The 21,168-nt window shown below is 62.6% G+C and carries 17 protein-coding genes; 10 read left to right on the top strand and 7 right to left on the bottom strand.

Annotated elements, in window-relative coordinates:
* Nucleotides 1-48: 48 nt before the first annotated feature.
* Nucleotides 49-1,497 (top strand): efflux transporter outer membrane subunit, encoded by a 1,449-nt coding sequence (locus V6F91_RS18375; protein WP_332766845.1) that lies wholly within the window; start codon nucleotides 49-51, stop codon nucleotides 1,495-1,497.
* A gap of 61 nt (nucleotides 1,498-1,558) precedes the next feature.
* Here V6F91_RS18375 and V6F91_RS18380 read toward each other — a convergent pair whose 3' ends face one another.
* From V6F91_RS18380 to V6F91_RS18395, 4 genes are all read right to left on the bottom strand, one after another.
* On the bottom strand, nucleotides 1,559-2,830 hold the full coding sequence (locus V6F91_RS18380) for an OmpP1/FadL family transporter (protein WP_332766847.1): 1,272 nt from the start codon (nucleotides 2,828-2,830) through the stop codon (nucleotides 1,559-1,561).
* Between the two features lie 168 nt (nucleotides 2,831-2,998).
* Nucleotides 2,999-3,625: a TetR/AcrR family transcriptional regulator gene (locus V6F91_RS18385; protein ID WP_332766849.1), complete on the bottom strand. Its 627-nt coding sequence runs from the start codon at nucleotides 3,623-3,625 to the stop codon at nucleotides 2,999-3,001.
* 67 nt (nucleotides 3,626-3,692) lie between these two features.
* The gene (locus tag V6F91_RS18390) at nucleotides 3,693-4,856 is read right to left on the bottom strand and encodes an iron-containing alcohol dehydrogenase (protein WP_332766851.1); all 1,164 of its coding nucleotides are present in this window, start codon (nucleotides 4,854-4,856) and stop codon (nucleotides 3,693-3,695) included.
* Nucleotides 4,857-4,890: 34 nt separating this feature from the next.
* Nucleotides 4,891-6,672: an acyl-CoA dehydrogenase C-terminal domain-containing protein gene (locus tag V6F91_RS18395; protein ID WP_423815339.1), complete on the bottom strand. Its 1,782-nt coding sequence runs from the start codon at nucleotides 6,670-6,672 to the stop codon at nucleotides 4,891-4,893.
* 74 nt (nucleotides 6,673-6,746) lie between these two features.
* Here V6F91_RS18395 and V6F91_RS18400 point away from each other — a divergent pair, with 74 nt between their 5' ends.
* Entirely contained in the window at nucleotides 6,747-7,664 is a 918-nt protein-coding gene (locus V6F91_RS18400) for a LysR family transcriptional regulator (RefSeq protein WP_332766853.1), read from the top strand.
* 190 nt (nucleotides 7,665-7,854) lie between these two features.
* Nucleotides 7,855-8,814 (top strand): DMT family transporter, encoded by a 960-nt coding sequence (locus V6F91_RS18405; protein ID WP_332766855.1) that lies wholly within the window; start codon nucleotides 7,855-7,857, stop codon nucleotides 8,812-8,814.
* Between the two features lie 12 nt (nucleotides 8,815-8,826).
* Here V6F91_RS18405 and V6F91_RS18410 read toward each other — a convergent pair whose 3' ends face one another.
* A complete protein-coding gene (locus tag V6F91_RS18410; protein ID WP_332766857.1) occupies nucleotides 8,827-10,002 on the bottom strand; it encodes a DNA-binding transcriptional regulator in 1,176 nt (391 codons plus the stop codon).
* A gap of 175 nt (nucleotides 10,003-10,177) precedes the next feature.
* On the opposite strand from V6F91_RS18410, the gene xylA reads away from it, so the two are divergent.
* The 4 genes from xylA (at nucleotide 10,178) to V6F91_RS18430 (ending at nucleotide 15,563) form a co-directional block, all read left to right on the top strand.
* Nucleotides 10,178-11,494: a xylose isomerase gene (gene xylA / locus V6F91_RS18415; protein WP_332766859.1), complete on the top strand. Its 1,317-nt coding sequence runs from the start codon at nucleotides 10,178-10,180 to the stop codon at nucleotides 11,492-11,494.
* 148 nt (nucleotides 11,495-11,642) lie between these two features.
* Entirely contained in the window at nucleotides 11,643-12,644 is a 1,002-nt protein-coding gene (gene xylF, locus V6F91_RS18420) for a D-xylose ABC transporter substrate-binding protein (protein WP_090283055.1), read from the top strand.
* A 225-nt stretch (nucleotides 12,645-12,869) separates the two neighbouring features.
* Complete coding sequence (gene xylG, locus V6F91_RS18425; RefSeq protein ID WP_332766862.1) at nucleotides 12,870-14,426, top strand: D-xylose ABC transporter ATP-binding protein; 1,557 nt, start codon at nucleotides 12,870-12,872, stop codon at nucleotides 14,424-14,426.
* A complete protein-coding gene (locus V6F91_RS18430; RefSeq protein ID WP_208940867.1) occupies nucleotides 14,427-15,563 on the top strand; it encodes a sugar ABC transporter permease in 1,137 nt (378 codons plus the stop codon). It abuts the gene before it with no gap.
* A gap of 80 nt (nucleotides 15,564-15,643) precedes the next feature.
* Here V6F91_RS18430 and V6F91_RS18435 read toward each other — a convergent pair whose 3' ends face one another.
* Entirely contained in the window at nucleotides 15,644-16,525 is an 882-nt protein-coding gene (locus tag V6F91_RS18435; protein ID WP_332766866.1) for an MBL fold metallo-hydrolase, read from the bottom strand.
* A gap of 231 nt (nucleotides 16,526-16,756) precedes the next feature.
* Here V6F91_RS18435 and V6F91_RS18440 point away from each other — a divergent pair, with 231 nt between their 5' ends.
* The 3 genes from V6F91_RS18440 to V6F91_RS18450 are packed head-to-tail and all read left to right on the top strand — an operon-like array spanning nucleotide 16,757 to nucleotide 20,177.
* Entirely contained in the window at nucleotides 16,757-16,981 is a 225-nt protein-coding gene (locus V6F91_RS18440; protein ID WP_208940877.1) for a hypothetical protein, read from the top strand.
* Nucleotides 16,982-17,017: 36 nt separating this feature from the next.
* Entirely contained in the window at nucleotides 17,018-18,565 is a 1,548-nt protein-coding gene (locus V6F91_RS18445) for an alpha-amylase family glycosyl hydrolase (protein WP_332766869.1), read from the top strand.
* Complete coding sequence (locus V6F91_RS18450; RefSeq protein WP_332766871.1) at nucleotides 18,555-20,177, top strand: alpha-amylase family protein; 1,623 nt, start codon at nucleotides 18,555-18,557, stop codon at nucleotides 20,175-20,177. Before V6F91_RS18445 ends, V6F91_RS18450 begins: the two co-directional genes overlap by 11 nt.
* Here V6F91_RS18450 and V6F91_RS18455 read toward each other — a convergent pair.
* Nucleotides 20,166-21,152: an SDR family oxidoreductase gene (locus tag V6F91_RS18455; protein ID WP_332766873.1), complete on the bottom strand. Its 987-nt coding sequence runs from the start codon at nucleotides 21,150-21,152 to the stop codon at nucleotides 20,166-20,168. The two genes, V6F91_RS18450 and V6F91_RS18455, sit on opposite strands and share 12 nt — an antisense overlap.
* Nucleotides 21,153-21,168 lie beyond the last annotated feature (16 nt).

Below are 21,168 nucleotides of genomic sequence, written 5' to 3' on the forward strand. Positions count from 1 at the left end.
TTTTCGCTTCGCTCGGTTGAGCGTTGCCAAGCCCACACAGGAATTACCATGCACCTCCTCCGCCCCATCACTCTTTTGGTCAGCGTCGGCTTGATCGCGGGTTGCACGGTCGGCCCCGACTACCAGCGCCCCGCCGCCCCACTGCCGGAGCATTATCAGCGCCAGCCTGCCATGGCCGCATCTGCAGCCAGCCTTGTCACTTGGTGGGAAAGCTTCAATGACCCGCTTCTGAACGCCTTGATCACTCAGGCACTGGCGCAGAACCTCGACCTGGCGCAGGCCGCCGCGCGAGTGACCCAGGCACGCGCCGGGCTGGGCACTGCGAATGCCGCGCTGCTGCCCTCGGCAAGTGTCAACGGCCAGGCTGCGCGCGCTTACCAATCGGTGGAAACGCCACTCGGCCAGGTGCTGAATTCGTCTCCGGGCTATGACCGCTACGGCAGTTCTTATGAGATCAATCTCGAGGCTGGCTGGGAGCTGGATGTGTTTGGCGGACTGCGTCGAGAACGCGAGGCGGCGGTCGCCGAGTACCAGGCATCCGCAGCGGGGCTCAGCGCGACACGCCTGGTGATCGCAGCACAGACGGCGGATACCTACGTCACCCTGCGCGGCTTGCAGACACGCCTGGACATCGCCGAGCAACAAGTTAAAACCCAGCGTCAACTGCTAGAGAAAGTCCAACTGCTCTATAGCAAGGGTCTGGCGGCGAACTATCAGGTGCGGCAAATCGAAGGCGAACTGGCGCAAGTCGAGGCGAGCGTGCCGCTGCTGCAAACCGGTGTGGATGCGGCAATGAATGCCATGGACGTGTTGCTCGGCACGCCGCCGGGTACGCATCGAACGCAACTGGCCAATGCGGGAAGCATTCCCGCTGCACCGCCCTCGCAGGCATTGGCCACACCCGCTGAGTTGCTCCGGCGCCGGCCGGACCTGATCGTCGCCGAGCGTCGTCTGGCGGCTGCCAACGCGCGCATCGGCGCCGCCATGGCCGAGTACTACCCGAAATTTTCCCTCGGTGCCTTGCTCGGCAGCGCGACGGCGGTTTCTGGTGGCAACCTGTTTACCAGCGGCGCGAGCCAGTCCGCCGCCCTGCTCGGCCTGCGCTGGCGGCTCTTTGACTTTGCGCGCATCGACGCCCAGATCGACCAGGCCAAAGGTCTGCAAGCCGAAGCGCTGGCGGCGTATCGACAGTCAGTACTGCGCGCCACGGAAGACGTCGGAAATGCACTGTCAGCACAGGTCAATCGGCAAGCCCAGGCCAGCACCCTTGGCGCCGGCGAAGCGGCGTTGACCGAGGCTCGGCAATCGTCGTTCAGTGCTTATGAGAAAGGCGCCGCCAGCCTGATCGATGTGCTGCGTGCCGATCAGACGTTACTGCAAACCGCGGATGCCCGAGCGCAAGCGCAAACCGAATCAACCCGTGCGGCGGTGGCGTTGTTCAAGTCGTTGGGGGGTGGCTGGCAGCCCGCCGAGCCCGCGCCTGTCGCGGCGCGCTGAGTCGCTACAGGCGAAATCGAGCGGGCCGCAAGTCAGGCCCGCCCCGTACGGCAACGTCTGATCAGAAACGGTAACTGACAGACGTGCCGAGTCCGCTGGCGCTGTTGCGGTATCTGGCGCTGTACGCACCTTTGCCGGCTGCGGTGTGGTTGATATCGACGCTCTCCTCCTGCAGGTAGGAATAGGCCACATCAATGGTGACATTCTCCGCGGGCGTCCAACCGGCACCGAGGCTGAACACCTTGCGATCACCCGTGGGAATGCGCGGCCCACGGTTGCTGTTGTTGGCCGGCGACTGATCAACCGAGAACCCGGCACGCAGCACCCATTGGTTGTTAAGTTGATACGCCGCGCCAATCGCATGGGCCCACGTGTCGTGCCAGTTCTGCTCTTCGCTGATGGTGCCCAACTGGCCGCTGAGCAACGGCGGCAAACCGCTGTTTTCGATGGTCAGCTCCTTGAAGCGGCTCCAGCGCGTCCAGGTGCTGCCGGCATACAGCGTCCAGTCGTGATTGAGTTGATGGGTCACCGAGAAGTCCACCGACTCGGGGGTGTCGACGTCCAGCGAGGCGTCGTAGCTGCGACCACTGACGCCTAGCAGGTTGAAGATGCCATCGCTGACTTTGGTTTTTGCGTCGAGGTGGTAACTGACCTTGGAATGGTAGGTCAGGCCCAGGCGCGTGTGCTCAGTCGCCTGCACCATCACGCCTGCGTTAAAGCCCAGCGCGGTGTCGTCGCCAGTGCTTTTGACTTTGCCGTCATTGCGCCCGGGGCTCAGCGGGTTGGCGACCATCCCAGACAACTCGCCACTGATGCGGTTGATGGTCGGGCCGAAACCGATCGACACCTTGTCGTTGAAGGCATAGCTGAGGGTGGGCTGGAACGTCAGCGTGGTGACTTCGCTTTTATTGGCGTAATAGCGCCCGGCAAAACCGCGGTCGTAGTCGGTAATCAAGCCAAACGGCACATAAAACCCGACACCGAAGGCCCAGTGCTCGTCGATCGGTTTGACGTAATAGCCCATCGGCACCGTGGTGGTCGGCACCATGTCGCCGTCTTCCTTACCGCCGAAGGTACTGCGGGTGTGGCTGATATCGGACTTGGCGAACAGCGTCGCCTGCCCCACGCTCGCCTGCTCCCTTTTCAGCCGCGCCATGCCCGCCGGATTGCCAAACACCGTGCTGGCGTCTTCGGCAGACGAAGAGCGACCGGCAAACCCCGAGCCCATGCCGCTGACGCTTTGCTCATTGAGCGCGAAACCGCCCGCCAGCACATTGGAAGACGCCAGAACCACAGCCAGGCCGACGGGACGCTTGAGCATTGTTTTTTTCATTATCAGGACTCTATGGGTGTTTCTGAAATGGAACATCGAGAAGAACAGCGGCCGATATTATCCATGTGACCATATTCGTCAATAGTCACTTATTGAACGTGTTGAATACATTTTCGAACCGGTACGCGGCGAGAACGTGAAAGGTGGCGGAGACGGATCAGCGCAGCATCAAGGCATCAGGCTGCGCAGAATCAGATTCGAGGTCAGCGTCGGCGCCACCTCGATGAAATCCAGGTTGTGTTGCAGCATCAGCGGATTGACGAAGGGCCGCAGCGCCAGATGGATCGATTCGACGGTTTCGTCCAGCGGCGTCTTGCGTTCGAACTCACCGGCCGTGCGCCCGTCACGCACGATGTCGGTTATAAAGCCTTTGATCCGGGCGTCGTAACGCTGGGCGCTGGGCCAGTTTTCGCCGGCGGCGAAGGCTGCGATGTCGTAGAGCTTGCGGTCGGTGAAGAACAACTCGACACCCGTGGCAATCACGGTTTTGACCAACTGGCGGAAACGCTCGGTCGGTGACAGCCCCTCTGCGTTGATCGCCAGTTCCACCGCCGCCACGATTTGCCCCAGGCAATTGGCGCAAATGGCTTCGCCGATTGCCTGCTTGGAATCGAAAAACTTGTAGATGTACGCCTTGGAAAAACCGATGGCCTTGGCCAGGTCAGACACGGTGGTTTTGCCGTAGCCATACTGGCTGAAATGCTGGTTGGCCGCCGCGACAATCTGATCACGAATGTCGTGATCGACCGGGCCGCGCGGGCCGGGGAAGGATGAGGAAGCTGAGGTCTGGTTCATCCCGGCAGCTTACTCACCTGATCGCAGGCTTACAACTGAGCCTCCCTATCCTCACCGGAATCACCCGTCACCACGCCGCCTGATACATCGCCAGCGCATCCGCTTCGCTGACTTCACGCGGGTTATTCACCAGCAAGCGTTGCTGCTGCATCGCGTCACGCGCCAGTTGCGCGAGGCAGTCTTCGGGCACATCGACGTCGCGCAGACGATGGGGCAAGCCGCAGCGCGGCGCCAACTCGGCCAGTTCGGCAATCAACTGCTCTGCCTGGCTGTGACGATCCCCTATACGCAGTCGCTCGCCGAGTAACGGTACGGCCAGTTCGGCGTAATCCGCCTCGGCCACCGGCAGGTTGAAGCGCAGCACATGCGGCAGCACCAGCGAGTTGGACAAGCCGTGGGGAATATGGAAATGCCCGCCCAACGGATAAGCCAAGGCATGCACCGCCGCCACCGGTGCGTTGGCGAACGCCTGCCCGGCAAGATAAGCTCCGAGCAACATGGCCTGCCGAGCGTCGAGGTTGCCACCGTTGTGCACCGCTTGGTCCAGATTTGTGGCCAGCAGGCGTAACGCCTCGCGGGCGAGCAGGCTGGACAGCGGGTTGCGCTTGAGTTTGCTGGTGTAGGCCTCGATCGCATGGACCATCGCATCGATACCAGTGGCGGCCGTGACCTGCGGCGGCAGGCCCAGTGTGCACACCGCGTCGAGCACGGCAAGATCCGGCAGCAACAATGGCGAGACGATGCCCATCTTGCTGGTTTCGCCAGTGGTGACGATGGCGATCGGCGTGACCTCCGAACCGGTGCCCGCCGTGGTCGGCACCTGGATCAATGCCAGGCGCGGACCCTTGGCCTGATCGACGCCATACAACTGCGTGAGCGTTTGGCTGTTGCCGGGATGGGCGAGTAACGCGACCAGTTTGGCGACGTCCATCGAACTGCCACCGCCGAACCCGACGATCAGGTCGGCGCCGATGTGCCGGCCGCGATCGACCGCCGCAAGCACACAGTTTTCATGGGGATCAGCGCTGACGTCACTGAAAATCGCCACCGTGACTTTCGCCGCGCTGAACCCCGGCAGCACGTCATCGAGCAAACCGAGCCGGGCGATCCCCGGATCGGTGACGATCAACACCCGCCGTGCGCCGCGCTCGCGACACAGGCTGGCCAGTCGCTGGGCTGCGCCGGCTTCGCAGAGAATCTGCGCGGTGGTGGCAAAGCTGAAGGATTGCATCGGCACGACTCCTTATGGTGATCCGGTCTCGGGTTCAGAAACTGAAGTCGCTGGCCGCCATTGCCATCAGGCAGTTCGCGCCGCCAAGCAACGCGTCGCGATGGGCGCCGGCGCGAGGTAACAAGCGCCGCCAATAGAAGTCGGCGGTATGCAACTTGGCCTGGTAAAACCCACTGTCAGCACTGCCTTGGGCCAACGCCTGTTGCGCCCGCGTCGCCGCTTGCAGCCAGAAACCGGCCAGCAGGACGTAGGCCGAATACGCGAGGAAATCCACCGACACCGCACCGATTTCCTGCGGATCACGCTGACACGCGGCGATGACTGCTGGGCCAAGCTCGCGCCATTCGCGCAAGCGCTGGCTGACTGCCTGAGCCATTTCCCGCAGCGGTTCATGCGCCTGGGCGGCTTCGGCCAGTTGTGCAAATTCGTCGATCAGCGCATTGAGTTCCGCACCGCCGTCGCCGAGCAGTTTGCGCCGGATCAAATCCAACGCCTGAATGCCGTTGGTGCCTTCGTAGAGCTGAGTGATGCGGCTGTCGCGCATCAACTGTTCCATGCCCCATTCGCGGATATAGCCGTGCCCGCCGTACAGCGCCACGCCGAGGCTGGCGACTTCCTGGCCGACATCAGTGAAGAACGCCTTGACGATCGGAATCAACAGCGCCGCACGACGCTTTGCCGCTTGATGATCCGTGCCCACTGCTTGCTCAAGATCGAGTTGCCGCGCGGTGTACGCGGCGAGCATTCGGCAACCTTCGGTCAGTGCTTTCTGGGTCAGCAGCATGCGCCGCACATCGGGATGGACGATGATCGGGTCAGCGGCCTGCTCCGGCGCAACAGCACCGGCCAGCGAACGTGACTGCAAGCGTTCCCGCGCATAGCGCAGGCCACCCTGAAACGCCGCTTCGGCAATGCCCAGCCCTTGCAGACCGACCTGAAAACGGGCGTCATTCATCATGGTGAACATGCACGCCAGGCCTTGGTTCGCTTCGCCCACCAGCCAGCCTTGCGCGCCATCGAAATTCATCACGCAGGTCGACGTGCCCTTGATGCCCATCTTGTGTTCCAGCGCGCCGCAACTGAGCGTGTTGCGCTGGCCATCGGGCAGGACTTTCGGCACCAGCAACAGGCTGATGCCCTTCACCCCCGGCGGTGCGTCCGGCAGACGCGCGAGTACCAGATGAATGATGTTATCGGTCAGGTCCTGCTCGCCGCCGCTGATGAAAATCTTGTTGCCGGTAACGCGGTAACTGCCATCGGCTTCAGGCTGGGCGCGGGTGCGTAGCAGCGCCAGATCGGTGCCGGCCTGCGGCTCGGTGAGGCACATGGTGCCGGTCCATTCGCCGCTGATCAGGTTCGCCAGATACGCCTGCTTCAGTTCTGCGCTGCCGTGGCGGTACAGCGCCAGCACAGCACTTTCGGTAAGCCCGGAATAAACCCGAAAGGCCAGCGACGCCGACATCAGCATTTCGTGAAAGCACGCCGAGACCATCTGCGGCACGCCCTGGCCGCCGAACGCCTGCGGCCCGGTCATGCTTGCCCAACCGTTGTCGACGTATTGTCGATAGGCCTGGCGAAAGCCGTCCGGTGTGGTCACCTCGCTACCGTGCAACTGGCAGCCCTGCTCGTCACTGTTGCGATTAAGGGGGGCGATGACTTCGCCGGTGAAACGTGCGCCTTCCTCGAGAATCCCGTCGAGGACGTCGCGGTCGAGTTCGACCTGCAATTGTTGGCAGTGCGCGCTTACGTCGAACAGCTCGTGCAAGACGAAACGCATGTCGCGCAGAGGCGCCTGGTAGTTCGAAGACGTAGTCACGCGCAGCGCTCCAATCAATAAGGACAAGCGCCACCCTAAGCAGCGTTCAGATATTTTTGAAATTTAGAATTCCCATGGCATATATTCCGCGCATGAATATTTCCAACTTCGATCTGAATCTGCTGCGCGTACTCGATATGCTTTTGCGTGAACAGAACGTTTCGCGCGCGGCCGAGCGGCTGGCCCTGACGCAACCGACGGTGAGCAACGCCCTGGCGCGGTTGCGCGATCTGCTCGACGATCCGCTGCTGGTGCGGGTCGGGCGGCGCATGTGCCCGACGCCGCGCGCGCTGGCACTGGAAGGACCGATCCGCGCGGCACTGCGGCAGATCGAGCAAACCCTGGGCAGTAGCGAGGCCTTCGAGCCGCAGCATAGCCACCGGCAACTGCGCATCGCCCTGACCGACTTCGTCGAGCAACTGTGCATGCCGGCCTTGCTCGCGCGCCTGCAAAGCGTCGCACCGCAGTTGCGCATCGACGTTGCCCACCTGACGCCGAACCTGCCGGTCGAGGCGCTGGACCGCGGCGACCTCGACATGGTGCTCGGCCGTTTCAACGAAGTGCCGGCCCGCTTCACCCGGCAACTGTGGCGCCGGGAAACCTTGCGCATCGCCGTGCGCCGCGAGCATCCGCAGATCAGCGGCGCGCTCGACCTGCAAACCTTTCTGCAACTGCGCCACCTCTGGGTCCACGGCGGGCAGACGCGTGGCATGGTCGATCAATGGCTGGCCGAACAGAACCTCGAACGACAAATCGTCTACACCACGCCCAACTACCTGCAAGCCGCGCACCTCGCCGCCGCCACCGACCTGTGCGTAGTGTTGCCGACGCAACTGGCGCAGCAGTTCGCCGAGTTGCTGCCGCTGGATCTTTATGAATTACCGTTTGCGCTGGAACCGTTCGAGCTCGATCTGGTGTATCTGAGCCATCGTCAGCATGACCCGGCGCTGGCGTGGCTGTCGGAGCAGATTCTGGCGATTGCGGCGCCCTGACCCTTCAAGTCATACGATCTCCAAGGCGTGACCCCACCATCTTGAAATCGCCAGGACGGCCAAAAAACAAGCTTCTTTGGTCTAAGGCACCCTTGCCCGCCCCTCCCCGATACGGTACAAACAGCGCAGTTGTACGACAACATAATAAAAATCCCGCGCCATCCTGAATGGCCAATTTTCGAGAACTGCCATGTCCCGCTCTACCATCGCACCCACCGTACCGCCGCCCTTCCCCCGTCACCTCGCTGTGCTCATTCTGTTGTGCATGGGCTGTGCCTTCGCCGGCAACCATGTCGCCGCGCGGGTCGCGTTTGATGATGGTGCCGGAGTGTTGCTGGCGATTCTGATGCGCTCCGGCGGGACGCTGCTGGTGCTGGCGATGCTGGTGCTGTGGCAAAAACAGAGCCTGCGTCTGCCGCCCGGGGCCTGGCGCTGGCAATTGCTGTTGGGGCTGCTGATCACGGCGCAGAGTTTGTGTCTGTACTCCGCCGTGGCGCGAGTGCCGGTGGCGCTGGCGCTGCTGGTGGCCAATGTGTTTCCGATTCTGCTGGCATTGCTCACCTGGGCGATGGGCGGGCCGAGGCCGAGCGCACGCACCGCGTTGCTGATGGGGTTGATTCTGGTAGGTCTGGTGTTTGTGCTGGACGTGCCCGGGCGCCTGTCGAACGCCGGCAGCGTCGGCCCGGATTGGTGGCTGGGCGTGACGCTCGCCTTCTGCGCGGCCAGCGTGTTCGCCTGTGCGCTGTGGATCACCGACCACAAACTGTCTCAGGTGCGCGGTTCAGCGCGCAGTCTGTTGACCATTTTCATCGTATTCAGCAGCGTCAATCTGGCGGGCCTCACCGGTGCCCTGCCCGGCGGCCTGAACCTGCCGGCGACCTCGACCGGTTGGCTGGCCCTCGCCACGCTGGTGGTGCTGTACGGCACCGGCTTCATCGTGCTGTTCATTTCCGTGCCACGCCTGGACATGCCGCGCAATGCGCCGGTGATGAACATCGAGCCGCTGGCGACGTTGCTGATGGGCTGGATCGTGCTCGACCAGATGCTCAGCAAGGGCCAGGTGCTTGGCGGGGTGATTGTGGTCACCGGCATTGTGTTGCTCACGTATCGGAAAAACGCGGTCACGGCTGAGGCGAAAGCGTCGGCCTGACACTGGGGTTCGCTAGCGCGCCCCTTGCTGATACTCACGCGGCGTACAACCCAGCTCGCGGCGGAACACCGTGTGCAGGTATTGCGCCGACTTGAAGCCACAGGCGCGGGCCACGTCGACGATCGCGGCGTCACTGTTTTCCAGGCCGCTGGTCGCCGCCGCCAGTTTGAAGCGCAGGATTTCGTCGTGAACGCTGCAGCCGCGCTCATGACGGAAGTGCGCTTCCAGCGAGGAGCGCGAGATGCCGACGTAAGCCGCGACCTGCGCGGTCTTGATGCCCTGGCAGGCATATTGGCGGATGAACAGCAGCGCTTGCATCACGTAGGGATTGCCCAACGGCTGGTGCAGGCTCGACACCTGCACATTGACCGCATCCGGCGGCACCAGAATCTGCGTGCCGCTGGGAGGCATGCCGTGGAGCATCTGGTGCAGCAGTTGCGCGGCGGTGCGGCCCATGGTTTCGGTACCCTGGATCACCGAGCTCAACGGCACGCGCGTCAGGCTGCGCGTGAGCGGGTCGTTGTCGATGCCGATCAACGCCACCTGCTCGGGCACGGCAATGCCGGCGGTCAGGCACGCTTGCAGCAACTGGCGGGCACGGGCGTCGCTGACGGCAATGATGCCGATCGGTTTGGGCAAGGCTTGCAGCCAGGCGATCAGTTGTTCGACGGCGCTGTCCCAAAGCGGCGCGCTGGTGCCCATGCCGCGATAGACCTCGGCGCGCAGGCCGTCACGCTGCATCAGCCGGCGAAAGGCTTTTTCCCGCTCCTGCGCCCAGCGATTGGCCTGCGCCTCGGGCAGGCTGAAACAGGCAAAGCGCTGCAGCCCCGCTTCGATCAGGTGGTTGTAAGCCAACGTGATCAGGGCGTTATTGTCGGTGGCGACATAGGGGATCGCTTTCGGGTACGCCCGCGCATCTTCATAGGAGCCGCCCACCGCCACCACCGGCAACTGGATGTCGGCCAGGGCCTCGCCAATCAGCGGGTCGTCGAAGTCGGCAATGATCCCGTCGCCCTGCCAGCGTTCGATGCCTTTCAAGCGGCAGAGAAAGTCCTCTTCGAGAAACAGATCCCACGAAGCGCGGGTGCTGCTCAGGTAGTTGCCGATGCCGGCGATGATGCCGCGGTCATAGATTTTGCTGCCGTTGAACAACAGGGCGATGCGGTGAACAGGCGGTAATGTTTTCATTGTTTTTCGGCGCGTTCATGGCCTCTTTGCAAAGAGGCGGTCGGCACAGACTAGGCGCGCACGCGGCGAAGCTCAATACGCAAAATCGCACTGTGTGTTGGTGATTTTCATAATCTTCCGGCCCGGGGCCGTTGCTAGTATCGAGACACCGCCAAGAACAACAAGGACACCGTCCATGCCGTACTTCCCTGATGTCGCCCCGATTCGCTACGAAGGTCCAGACAGCGATTCGCCCCTCGCCTTCCGTCATTACGACGCCGATAAACTGATCCTCGGCAAACCCATGCGCGAACACCTGCGCATGGCCGCCTGCTACTGGCACACCTTTGTCTGGCCGGGTTCCGATGTGTTCGGCGCAGGGACGTTCAAGCGCCCCTGGCAGCATGCCGGCGACCCGATGGAAGTGGCCATCGGCAAAGCCTCGGCGGCCTTCGAGTTCTTCAGCAAACTGGGTATCGATTACTACTGCTTTCATGACACGGATGTCGCCCCCGAAGGCCAGTCGCTGAAGGAATACCGCAACCACTTCGCGCAAATGGTCGATCACCTCGAGCAACACCAGGAACAAAGCGGCATCAAGCTGCTGTGGGGCACCGCCAACTGCTTCAGCAATCCGCGCTTTGCCGCCGGTGCCGCGAGCAATCCGGACCCGGAAATCTTCGCCTGCGCAGCGGCTCAGGTGTTCAGCGCGATGAACGCGACCCAACGCCTGAAAGGCGCCAACTATGTGTTGTGGGGCGGTCGTGAAGGCTACGAAACCCTGCTCAACACCGATCTCAAGCGTGAGCGCGAGCAACTCGGCCGTTTCATGCGCATGGTGGTCGAGCACAAGCACAAGATCGGCTTCAAAGGCGATCTGCTGATCGAACCCAAACCGCAAGAGCCGACCAAGCACCAATACGATTACGACAGCGCCACGGTGTTCGGCTTCCTGCAGCAGTTCGGTCTGGAAAAGGAAATCAAGGTCAACATCGAGGCCAACCACGCGACCCTCGCCGGCCACAGCTTCCATCACGAAATTGCCACCGCCGCCTCGCTGGGCATTTTCGGCAGCATCGACGCCAACCGCGGTGATCCGCAAAACGGCTGGGACACCGATCAATTCCCCAACAGCGTTGAAGAAATGACCCTCGCCACTTATGAAATCCTCAAGGCTGGCGGCTTCAAGAACGGCGGTTTCAACTTCGACTCCAAGGTGCGCCGCCAGAGCCTCGACGAGGTCGATCTGTTCCATGGCCACGTTGGCGCCATGGACGTACTCGCCCAGTCGCTGGAGCGCGCCGCGGCGATGATCGAAAACGATCAGTTGCAAGCCCTCAAGGACCAGCGCTACGCCGGCTGGCAGCAGCCTTTTGGTCAAGCGGTTATGGCGGGCGACTTCAATCTGGAGTCACTGGCCGAGCATGCCTTCACCAACGAACTCAACCCGCAAGCCGTCAGCGGCCGCCAGGAAATGCTCGAAAACATCGTCAACCGCTTTATCTATCGCTGATATCGAGAGGGTCTGCCGGCGCCACCGCGCTGTGACAATTGCACGACAATTCTGTGCGTGCGGCGCCGGCAAATTCTCTACAGTTCTACCAGCCCGATACTCATCGTCAGGCCGTGTCTTTCAAACAAAAATAAAAGGACGCACCACCATGAAGAACCTCAAACGTACGCTCCTGGCCAGTGCTCTGGCGCTGCTCTCGCTACCGGTACTGGCTGACGCTGCCCACCCGAAAATCGGTTTCTCCATCGACGACCTGCGTCTGGAACGCTGGTCCCGCGATCGCGATTACTTCGTCGCGGCGGCGGAAAAAATGGACGCCAAGGTGTTCGTGCAGTCGGCCGATGCCAACGAGCAGAAACAGATTTCGCAGATCGAAAACCTGATTTCCCGTGGCGTCGATGTGATTGTCATCGTGCCGTTCAACGCCACCGTGCTGACCAATGCCGTGGCCGAAGCGAAGAAGGCCGGGATCAAGGTCGTGTCCTATGACCGGCTGATTCTCAACGCCGATGTCGACGCCTACATTTCCTTCGATAACGAAAAGGTCGGCGAGATGCAGGCCGGCGGCGTGCTGAAAGCCGCGCCGAAGGGCAACTACTTCCTGCTCGGTGGCGCGCCCACTGACAACAACGCCAAGATCCTTCGTGAAGGCCAGATGAAGGTGCTGCAACCGGCCATCGACAAGGGCGACATCAAGATCGTTGGCCAGCAGTGGGTCAAGGAGTGGAACCCGACCGAAGCGCTGAGCATTGTGGAAAACGCCCTGACCCGCAACGACAACAAAATCGCCGGCATCGTTGCTTCCAACGACGCCACCGCCGGCGGAGCGATCCAGGCCCTGGCTGCGCAACAACTGGCCGGCAAGGTGCCGATTTCCGGGCAGGACGCCGACCTCGCCGCCGTCAAACGGGTGATCGCCGGCACGCAGACCATGACCGTGTACAAACCGCTGAAGCTGATCGCCTCGGAAGCGGCCAAGCTCTCGGTGCAACTGGCGCGCAACGAAAAACCCGCCTACACCTCGCAGTACGACAACGGCAGCAAAAAAGTCGACACCATCCTGCTCACGCCCACCCCGCTGACCAAGGACAACATCGACTTGCTCGAACAGGACGGGTTCTACACCAAGGCGCAGATTGCCGGGCAGTGAACAATCGCCGCCCCTGTGAATGCGCAGAAACTGTGGGAAACCTGTGGGAGCGGACTGTGATCCATTCGCGGATCTGTGGTTAAGCAGAAACCCTTGTGGGAGCGAGCTTGCTCGCGAAGACGGTGGTTCAGCTTGCATCGCGATTGAATGTGCTGACGCTTTCGCGAGCAAGCTCGCTCCCACAGGTTCCGTGTTTTCTGAGTCCTTGGTATACGAGCCTTTTCCATGTCCGACTACCTGCTGCAAATGAACGGCATCGTCAAATCCTTCAACGGTGTCAAAGCGCTCAACGGCATCGACATCAAGGTCCGTCCCGGTGAGTGCGTTGGCCTGTGCGGCGAGAACGGTGCCGGCAAATCGACGCTGATGAAAATCCTCTCGGCGGTCTATCCGCATGGCACCTGGGACGGTGAAATCCTCTGGGACGGGCAACCGCTGCGGGCGTACTCGATCAGCGAAACCGAAGCTGCGGGCATCGTCATCATCCATCAGGAACTGACCCTGGTACCGGACCTCTCGGTGGCCGAAAACATCTTCATGGGCCACGAACTGACACTGCCCGGCGGGCGCATGAACTACCCGGCGATGATCCACCGCGCCGAGGCGCTGATGCGCGAACTGAAAGTCCCGGACATGAACGTCTCGCTGCCGGTTTCCCAATACGGCGGCGGTTATCAGCAACTGGTGGAAATCGCCAAGGCGCTGAACAAGCAGGCGCGCCTGCTGATTCTCGACGAACCTTCATCGGCGCTGAGCCGTTCGGAAATCGAGGTGTTGCTGGACATCATTCGCGACCTCAAGGCCAAGGGCGTTGCCTGCGTGTACATCTCGCACAAGCTCGATGAAGTGGCCGCCGTGTGCGACACCATTGCGGTGATCCGTGACGGCAAACACATTGCCACCACCGCCATGGCGGACATGGACATTGCGCAGATCATCACGCAGATGGTCGGCCGGGAAATGAGCAACCTCTACCCGTCCGAGCCGCACGAGATTGGCGAGGTGATTTTCGAAGCGCGGCATATCACCTGCTACGACGTCGACAACCCCAAACGCAAACGGGTCGACGATGTGTCGTTCGTGCTCAAGCGCGGGGAGATCCTCGGAATCGCCGGGCTGGTCGGTGCCGGGCGCACCGAACTGGTCACGGCCCTGTACGGCGCGTATCCCGGCCGCCATGAGGGCGAAGTCTGGCTCGACGGCCAGCCGATCGACACCGCCACGCCGCTGAAATCGATCCGCGCCGGCCTGTGTCTGGTGCCCGAAGACCGCAAGCGCCAAGGCATCATTCCCGACCTGGGCGTCGGCCAGAACATCACCCTCGCCGTGCTCGACAGTTATTCGAAACTCAGCCGCATCGATGCCGAGGCCGAGCTGGGCAGCATCGACCGGGAAATCTCGCGCCTGCACCTGAAGACCGCCAGCCCGTTTCTGCCGATCACCAGCCTGTCCGGCGGCAACCAGCAAAAAGCCGTGCTGGCGAAAATGCTGCTGGCCAAGCCGCGCGTGTTGATTCTCGATGAGCCGACCCGCGGCGTCGACGTTGGCGCCAAGTACGAGATCTACAAATTGATGGGCGCACTGGCGGCCGCCGGCGTGTCGATCATCATGGTGTCCTCGGAACTGGCCGAAGTGCTCGGCGTGTCCGACCGCGTGCTGGTGATCGGCGAAGGCCAGTTGCGCGGCGACTTCGTCAACCAGGATTTGACCCAGGAACAGGTCCTCGCCGCCGCGCTCAGCCAGCCCGGCAGCCATAACAATAATAATCGGAAGTCCGCGTAAATGAATCAGGTCAAACAGCTGTTCACCCGCTACAAAATGCTCGCGCTGGTGTTCGCCGTGGTGCTGATCTGGCTGTTCTTCAGCTGGCAGACCGAGGGCGGCTTTCTCACCCCGCGCAACCTCTCCAACCTGCTGCGGCAAATGTCGATCACCGGGATTCTCGCCTGCGGCATGGTGCTGGTGATCATCAGTGGCGAGATCGATCTGTCGGTCGGCTCGTTGCTCGGCCTGCTCGGTGGCCTCGCGGCGATTCTCGACGTGGTCTATCACATCCCGCTGCTGGCCAACCTCAGTCTGGTGGCCCTGTGCGGGCTGATGATCGGTCTCGGCAATGGCTACATGACGGCGTACCTGCGCATCCCGTCATTCATCGTCGGGCTGGGCGGCATGCTGGCGTTTCGCGGGATCTTGCTGGGGATCACCGGCGGCACCACCATTGCCCCGGTGTCGCCGGAACTGGTCTACATCGGTCAGGGTTATCTGCCCCACGCCATGGGCACCGGGCTGGGCATCGTGCTGTTCGCGCTGACCGTATTCCTCACCTGGAGACAACGGCGCAATCGCGCGCTGCACGGACTCGCCGCGCATTCACTGGCGCGTGACGTGATCCGCGTGCTGGTGATCGGCGCGGTGCTGGCCGGCTTCGTGCAGACGCTCAACAGCTACGACGGCATTCCGGTGCCGGTCCTGCTGCTGCTGACCCTGCTTGGAGTGTTCAGCTACGTCACCAGCCAGACCGTGTTCGGCCGCCGCGTCTATGCGGTGGGCAGCAACATGGAAGCGACACGCCTGTCGGGTATCAACGTGCAAGCAGTCAAGCTGTGGATTTTCGGGATCATGGGCGTGATGTGCGCCCTCGCCGGCCTGGTCAACACTGCGCGGCTCGCCGCCGGTTCGCCCTCGGCCGGCAGCATGGGCGAACTCGACGCCATTGCCGCCTGCTTCATCGGCGGCACCTCCATGCGCGGCGGTTCGGGCACTGTCTACGGCGCGCTGCTTGGCGCACTGGTGATCACCAGCCTCGACAACGGCATGTCGATGCTCGACGTCGACAGTTACTGGCAGATGATCGTCAAGGGCAGCATTCTGGTGCTGGCGGTGTGGGTGGACGTGAGTACGCGCACCGGCCGGCGTTGAGGTTCGGATCTCGTTGAGATTGGCAAGCAAGCCCCTCACCCTGGCCCTCTCCCGAGGGAGAGGGAACGGCACGTACAACCTCACAAATGCCGCAACCGATCCCCCTGCCCCGGTGATCTCGCCGCCGCGTCAGCCCCGGCGTGCATTGCCCGTTCCAGTTCACGCGCATCGTGGCTGCAATAGATCTTCACTGCCGCGCGCGCATCGGCGGCCAGTTCGCGCAGGCGTTGCTGGTTGTGCAGCCGCGCCTGGCGGTCGCTGTCCATCATCAACTGGTACAGGCGCATGCCCGGTGGGCAGCGGCGTTTCGGCAGGTGGATTTCATCGTGGTGGAAATAGGCATCGCCGGCGTGCAGTTGCCAACCGTCGGCGGTGCGCAGGGCAATGCCGGCGTGGCCGAGGGTGTGGCCGCTGAGCGGCACCAGCAGGATGTCTTCTTCCTCGGCGCCGAGCACGGCGCGCACCGAATCGAATCCAAACCAAGTATCGCCCTGCGGCGCGTACAGCTCCCAGCCTTCGACGTCGCGCCATTGCGCCGGAACAAAGCGCCGCCGTTCGATCCAGTCACTGGCCGAACGGGCATGTTGCAGTTCCTGCTGCATGACGTGCACCCGTGCCCGCGGGAAATCCTGCAAGGCGCCGGCGTGGTCGAAATCCAGATGGGTCAGCAGAATATGGCGCACATCGTTGGCGTCGAAGCCCAGCCGGCGGATCTGCTCCAGCGCCGTGAAGCGGTGTTCGAGACGGATGTTGTTCAGCGTGCGGAAAAAGCGGCTCAGGCGCTGCGGATGCTGGACGTCCTGCTGACCGAAACCGGTGTCGACCAGAATCAGGCCGTTGCTCGCGGTTTCGATCAGCAGGCAGTGACACACCACCGATGCCGTCGGGCCGCGGCTGTAGCCGTCGAACAACGCGCCGCCCAACGGGCACATACAGCCGCAATTCAAATGATGCACACGCATGTTTTACCTCCCTCGCGCCGGACGCGCTGCCGAACCGTTATGCGCGGTTGACCCGGCCTGAGCGGCCACTGCTCGACTGAATCGACGTATGGCACGGCGAGCGTTGCGCTTGGGCGATTGGAGGGAACAACCGCCCGTCTTCAGCGTCATCACTGAAAGCGCCGGGCGTTTATCCGCCGCGTCAGCACCACCCAAAACAGTTACCCAGCCCCGCACTAAAGGATGGCCACCATGTTCGATAAGCCCCGCTACATCGTCAGCTTCATCCTCGATAATCAGCCGCAGAGCCGCACCCTGGAGGAGGACCTCGATGGCCTCGATCCGCAGCAGGCGGAAGCCGTGCTCAGGCAGGCATTCCCCGAACTCAAGGACGCCCGCCTGAGTGACGTGCAGGTGCAGAAAAGGACCAAGCCCGACGAAGGCGACAATGTTCCCGGGCACTACCAGCAGCCGTGAACCAACGCGTGTTAAAGCAAATTCAAGGAGAGGACCATGTCCGCTACGCAGCATTTGACATGGTGGAAAAACGTCGCGATTTATCAGGTCTACCCGCGCTCGTTTGCCGATGGCAACGGTGACGGCATCGGCGACTTGCCGGGGTTGATCGCGCGGCTCGATTACCTCAAGGCGCTGGGGGTTGGCGCGTTGTGGTTGTCGCCGGTGTACCCGTCGCCCATGTGCGATGCCGGGTACGACATTTGCGACTACACCGACATCGACCCGCTGTTCGGGCGCCTGGCCGATCTCGATCAGCTGATTTCCGAGGCGCACAAGCGTGGCCTCAAACTGCTCATGGATTTTGTGCCCAACCACACCTCGGACCAGCATCCGTGGTTCATCGAATCGCGCGCCAGCCGCGACAACCCCAAGCGCGACTGGTACCTCTGGCGCGACCAGCCGAACAACTGGCGCGCGTCGATCGACGGCGGCAGCGCCTGGACCTGGGATGAAGGCAGTCAGCAATACTATCTGCATTTCTTTTTGCCGCAGCAGCCTGATCTCAACTGGCATAACCCGCAAGTCGTCGAGGCCATGCACAACGTGCTGAAGTTCTGGCTGGACCGTGGCGTCGATGGCTTTCGCATCGATGTGGTGCATTGTGTCGGCAAAGACCCGACCTTCGCCGATGACCCGCGCTGCATGGCCGGCGAGACCATGGTGCAGATCAACGATCAGCCCTACAGCCATGAAGTGCTGCGCGGTTTGCGCCGGCTGGTGGACCATTACCCCGGCGACCGCGTGCTGATCGGCGAAGTGAATATCCGCTCGACCGCACGGGTGGCGGCGTATTACGGCGCGAGTGACGAATTGCACATGTCGTTCAACTTCCCGCCCCTGGACGCCCCGTGGGACCCGGTGGTGTTTCGGATGTGCATCCGTGAAGTCGAACGCTGCCTCGGCGAGCAATCGGCGTGGCCGACCTGGGCGTTGTCCAATCACGACAACAGCCGCATTCGCAGCCGGTACGGCGGCTCTCTGGCGCGCACAAACGCAGCGGCGGTGATGCTGCTGAGTCTACGCGGCACGCCGTTCATCTTTCAGGGCGACGAACTGGCGCTGGAGGACACACAGGTCAACGCGCAAACCCGCGTCGACCCCGGTGGACGCGACGGCAGCCGGGCGCCGCTACCGTGGCTGGCGCAGGCGCCTCATGGCTGGTCGGGTAAAACGCCATGGCTGCCCTTCCCGCCTGAAGCCGAAGCGCTGGCCGTGGACACTCAGGAAGCGGGCTGCGACTCCACGCTCAATCTGTACCGGCGCCTGCTGCATTGCCGCCGCGAGAGCGCAGCCTTGCGCCTCGGCGACTGGCAGGAATTGCCCTCGCACCCACAGCTGTTGGCTTATCGGCGTCATTGCGAGGATGACGAACGGATTGTCTGCGTCAACTTCGACAAGGCTGAACATGCCTTTGTGTTGACCGGCGAGTGGATCGTCGAAGTGGCCAGCGATCGCCACGGCGAGGATCAGCCGTTCACCGGTCTCGTCGCCGCGCAGCAAGCACTGATTCTGCGTCGAAAAGGAACTGTCCATGAGTGCTGAATGGCCGCACACCACCGTAATTTATCAAGTCGACCCGTCGCAGTTTTTCGACCGCAACGACGATGGCTGCGGCGACCTTGCCGGCATCGTTGAACGCCTGGATCACCTGCGCTCACTGGGCATCGGCGCGCTGTGGTTGCTGCCGGTCTTTGGCTCGCCGTTTCGCGATTGTGGCTATGACGTCAGCGATCATCGGGCCGTGGAACCGCGCTTCGGCAACGAAGAAGATTTTCGCCGGCTGATCGACGCGGCCAACCAGCGCGGCATACGCGTGATCATGGAACTGGTGCTGCAACACACCAGCGACCAACACCCGTGGTTTCAGCAGGCGCGCGGTGATCGCCACAGCCACTATCGCGACTACTACATCTGGTCGGACCAACCGGTGGACGATGGCAACCAGCCTATATTTCCCGGTGTGGAAGACAGCATCTGGCAATGGGACGAACAGGCCGGGCAGTTCTACCGGCATCTGTTTTACCGGCATGAGCCGGACCTGAACTTGCAAAACCCGGCAGTGATCGCCGAGATCGAACAGATCATCAGCCACTGGCTGCGCCTGGGCGTTGCCGGGTTTCGTCTGGACGCGGCCTCCCACGCAGTGGAACAGGCCGGCGGCGGCGAAGAAGAACGCGGTGTGTGGCTGCTCGAACGGTTGGCCGCGCATGCGCGTTCGATCAACCCGGAATGCCTGTTGATGGGCGAAGTCGATGTCGAACCGCAGCGGTTTCAGCACTATTTCGGCAGCGGCAATCGCTTGCAACTGGCGCTGGACTTCTGGATGAACAATCACCTGTTTCTGGCCCTCGCCCGCGAGCGTGCCGAACCGCTGCTGCGCGCGTTGCGCCAGCGCCCGCAAGCCCCGGACGGCGCCGGCTATGCGGTGTGGCTGCGCAACCATGACGAGCTGGATCTGGAGCGCCTGAGCCCGGCCGAGCGCGAAGAAGTCATGCAGGTGTTTGCCCCGCAAGAAGACATGCGTGTCTATGGCCGCGGTATTCGCCGACGGCTGGCGCCGATGCTCCATGGCGACGTGCGGCATCAGGCCTTGGCGCAGGCGCTGCTGGCGTCGTTGCCGGGCACGCCGATCATTCGTTACGGCGAGGAAATCGGCATGGGCGATGACCTGCGACGGCGCGAACGCCTTGCGGTGCGCACGCCGATGCAATGGAGCGCTGAGGTCAACGGCGGTTTTTCCCGCGCGGAGCAAGCGAAGCTGCCGGCACCGCTGATCGACGACGGACCGTTCCGCTATCAGCGGGTGAATGTTGCCGCGCAGCAAGACGATCCCGACTCTCTGCTCGCGCGCTGTCAGGCGATTTTTCAGCAGCGGGCGCAGCTTGGCGAAATAGGCTGGGGCGCCTCTGAACCCCTTGCGCAGGCGCATCCGGCGGTGTTTGCCATGCGCCATGTTGGCGCAGCGATCACCATTGTCTTGGCCAACCTCAGTCGGCAAGCGCTCACACTCGATCGAGGGTTGAGCAAAGAGCTGAAGGGTTTCGAGCAGGTCCTCGCGGACGGCGTCTACCCCTCGCCCGTCAGCGAAACCGAGGCGCTGACACTCAACGGCTTTGGCTACCGCTGGTTTCGTCGCAGCGTTTCAAAACCATAACAACACCAGCGCGCCAACCACGGCCAGCGCCGCTGCCAAGGCCGACACCTGCGTCGAAGTCAGCGCCAGCGCGCTGTCGCGCGAGCGGCCGACAAAGCGTCCGCGCGCACGGTGCAGGTCGCCACTCAGCGGTTGATAGAGGTTGTCGCCGTGCTCGCCATGGTCGTCTTCCTTGCTCATCTGCCCCGGATAGCATTGGCGCGCAAGCATTCGGTCGAGCAACCCCGGAATCAGGCAACTGCCGACAATCGCCTTGATGCTCGCCATGCCCAGCCACAACTCGCGCGGCGGGCGCTGGATGACGCTGAAGATCGCTCGCGCGGCGACGTCCGGGTCGTGAATCGGCGGCACCGGTTGCGGGCGTTTTTCCAGTTTGTTGCGCGCCCAATCGAACTGCGGCGTATTGATCGCCGGCAACTGCACCATGCACACGTGAATGCGGCTGCGCTCGTGCAGCAATTCGCAGCGCAACGCATCGGTAAAACCGCGCACGGCGAACTTGGCCGCGCAATAGGCCGACTGCAACGGAATCGCCCGGTAGGCCAGCGCCGAGCCGACCTGGATGATCAGCCCCGTATTGCGCGGTCGCATCAAGCGCAACGCCGCCAACGTGCCATGGACAGTGCCGAGATAAGTCACTTCGGTGACCCGACGGATCTCCTCTGCGCTGAGCTTCTCGATCGGTGAAAACACCGTGACCATGGCTGAATTGACCCAGATCTGCAGCGGCCCCAGTTCCTCTTCCAACGCAATGGCCGCCGCTTCCAGCGCTGGCGCATCAGCAACATCGACGCTGATCGCCTTCACTGCCTGACCGTATTGCGCCAGCTCGTCACGCGTCGACTCCAGTCCGGCCTCGTCGCGTGCGAGCAAGCCAATGCGGTAACCGGCCGCGGCGAAACGCTGCGCCGTGGCGCGCCCCACGCCGGCGCTGGCGCCGCAGATCACCACCAGCCCGTTGTTTGGCTGATCCATGCTTTGCTCCTCCCGG

Origin of the sequence: Pseudomonas koreensis (assembly GCF_036668835.1) — a bacterium.
GTDB lineage: Bacteria > Pseudomonadota > Gammaproteobacteria > Pseudomonadales > Pseudomonadaceae > Aquipseudomonas > Aquipseudomonas koreensis_I.

Bases quoted from the DNA above. Each gene is read 5' to 3' on its own strand.
- V6F91_RS18375 (WP_332766845.1), top strand. From the start codon at position 49: ATGCACCTCCTCCGCCCCATCACTCTTTTGGTCAGCGTCGGCTTGATC.
- V6F91_RS18380 (WP_332766847.1), bottom strand. From the start codon at position 2,830: ATGAAAAAAACAATGCTCAAGCGTCCCGTCGGCCTGGCTGTGGTTCTG.
- V6F91_RS18385 (WP_332766849.1), bottom strand. From the start codon at position 3,625: ATGAACCAGACCTCAGCTTCCTCATCCTTCCCCGGCCCGCGCGGCCCG.
- V6F91_RS18390 (WP_332766851.1), bottom strand. From the start codon at position 4,856: ATGCAATCCTTCAGCTTTGCCACCACCGCGCAGATTCTCTGCGAAGCC.
- V6F91_RS18400 (WP_332766853.1), top strand. From the start codon at position 6,747: ATGGCATATATTCCGCGCATGAATATTTCCAACTTCGATCTGAATCTG.
- V6F91_RS18405 (WP_332766855.1), top strand. From the start codon at position 7,855: ATGTCCCGCTCTACCATCGCACCCACCGTACCGCCGCCCTTCCCCCGT.
- V6F91_RS18410 (WP_332766857.1), bottom strand. From the start codon at position 10,002: ATGAAAACATTACCGCCTGTTCACCGCATCGCCCTGTTGTTCAACGGC.
- xylA (WP_332766859.1), top strand. From the start codon at position 10,178: ATGCCGTACTTCCCTGATGTCGCCCCGATTCGCTACGAAGGTCCAGAC.
- xylF (WP_090283055.1), top strand. From the start codon at position 11,643: ATGAAGAACCTCAAACGTACGCTCCTGGCCAGTGCTCTGGCGCTGCTC.
- xylG (WP_332766862.1), top strand. From the start codon at position 12,870: ATGTCCGACTACCTGCTGCAAATGAACGGCATCGTCAAATCCTTCAAC.
- V6F91_RS18430 (WP_208940867.1), top strand. From the start codon at position 14,427: ATGAATCAGGTCAAACAGCTGTTCACCCGCTACAAAATGCTCGCGCTG.
- V6F91_RS18435 (WP_332766866.1), bottom strand. From the start codon at position 16,525: ATGCGTGTGCATCATTTGAATTGCGGCTGTATGTGCCCGTTGGGCGGC.
- V6F91_RS18440 (WP_208940877.1), top strand. From the start codon at position 16,757: ATGTTCGATAAGCCCCGCTACATCGTCAGCTTCATCCTCGATAATCAG.
- V6F91_RS18445 (WP_332766869.1), top strand. From the start codon at position 17,018: ATGTCCGCTACGCAGCATTTGACATGGTGGAAAAACGTCGCGATTTAT.
- V6F91_RS18450 (WP_332766871.1), top strand. From the start codon at position 18,555: ATGAGTGCTGAATGGCCGCACACCACCGTAATTTATCAAGTCGACCCG.
- V6F91_RS18455 (WP_332766873.1), bottom strand. From the start codon at position 21,152: ATGGATCAGCCAAACAACGGGCTGGTGGTGATCTGCGGCGCCAGCGCC.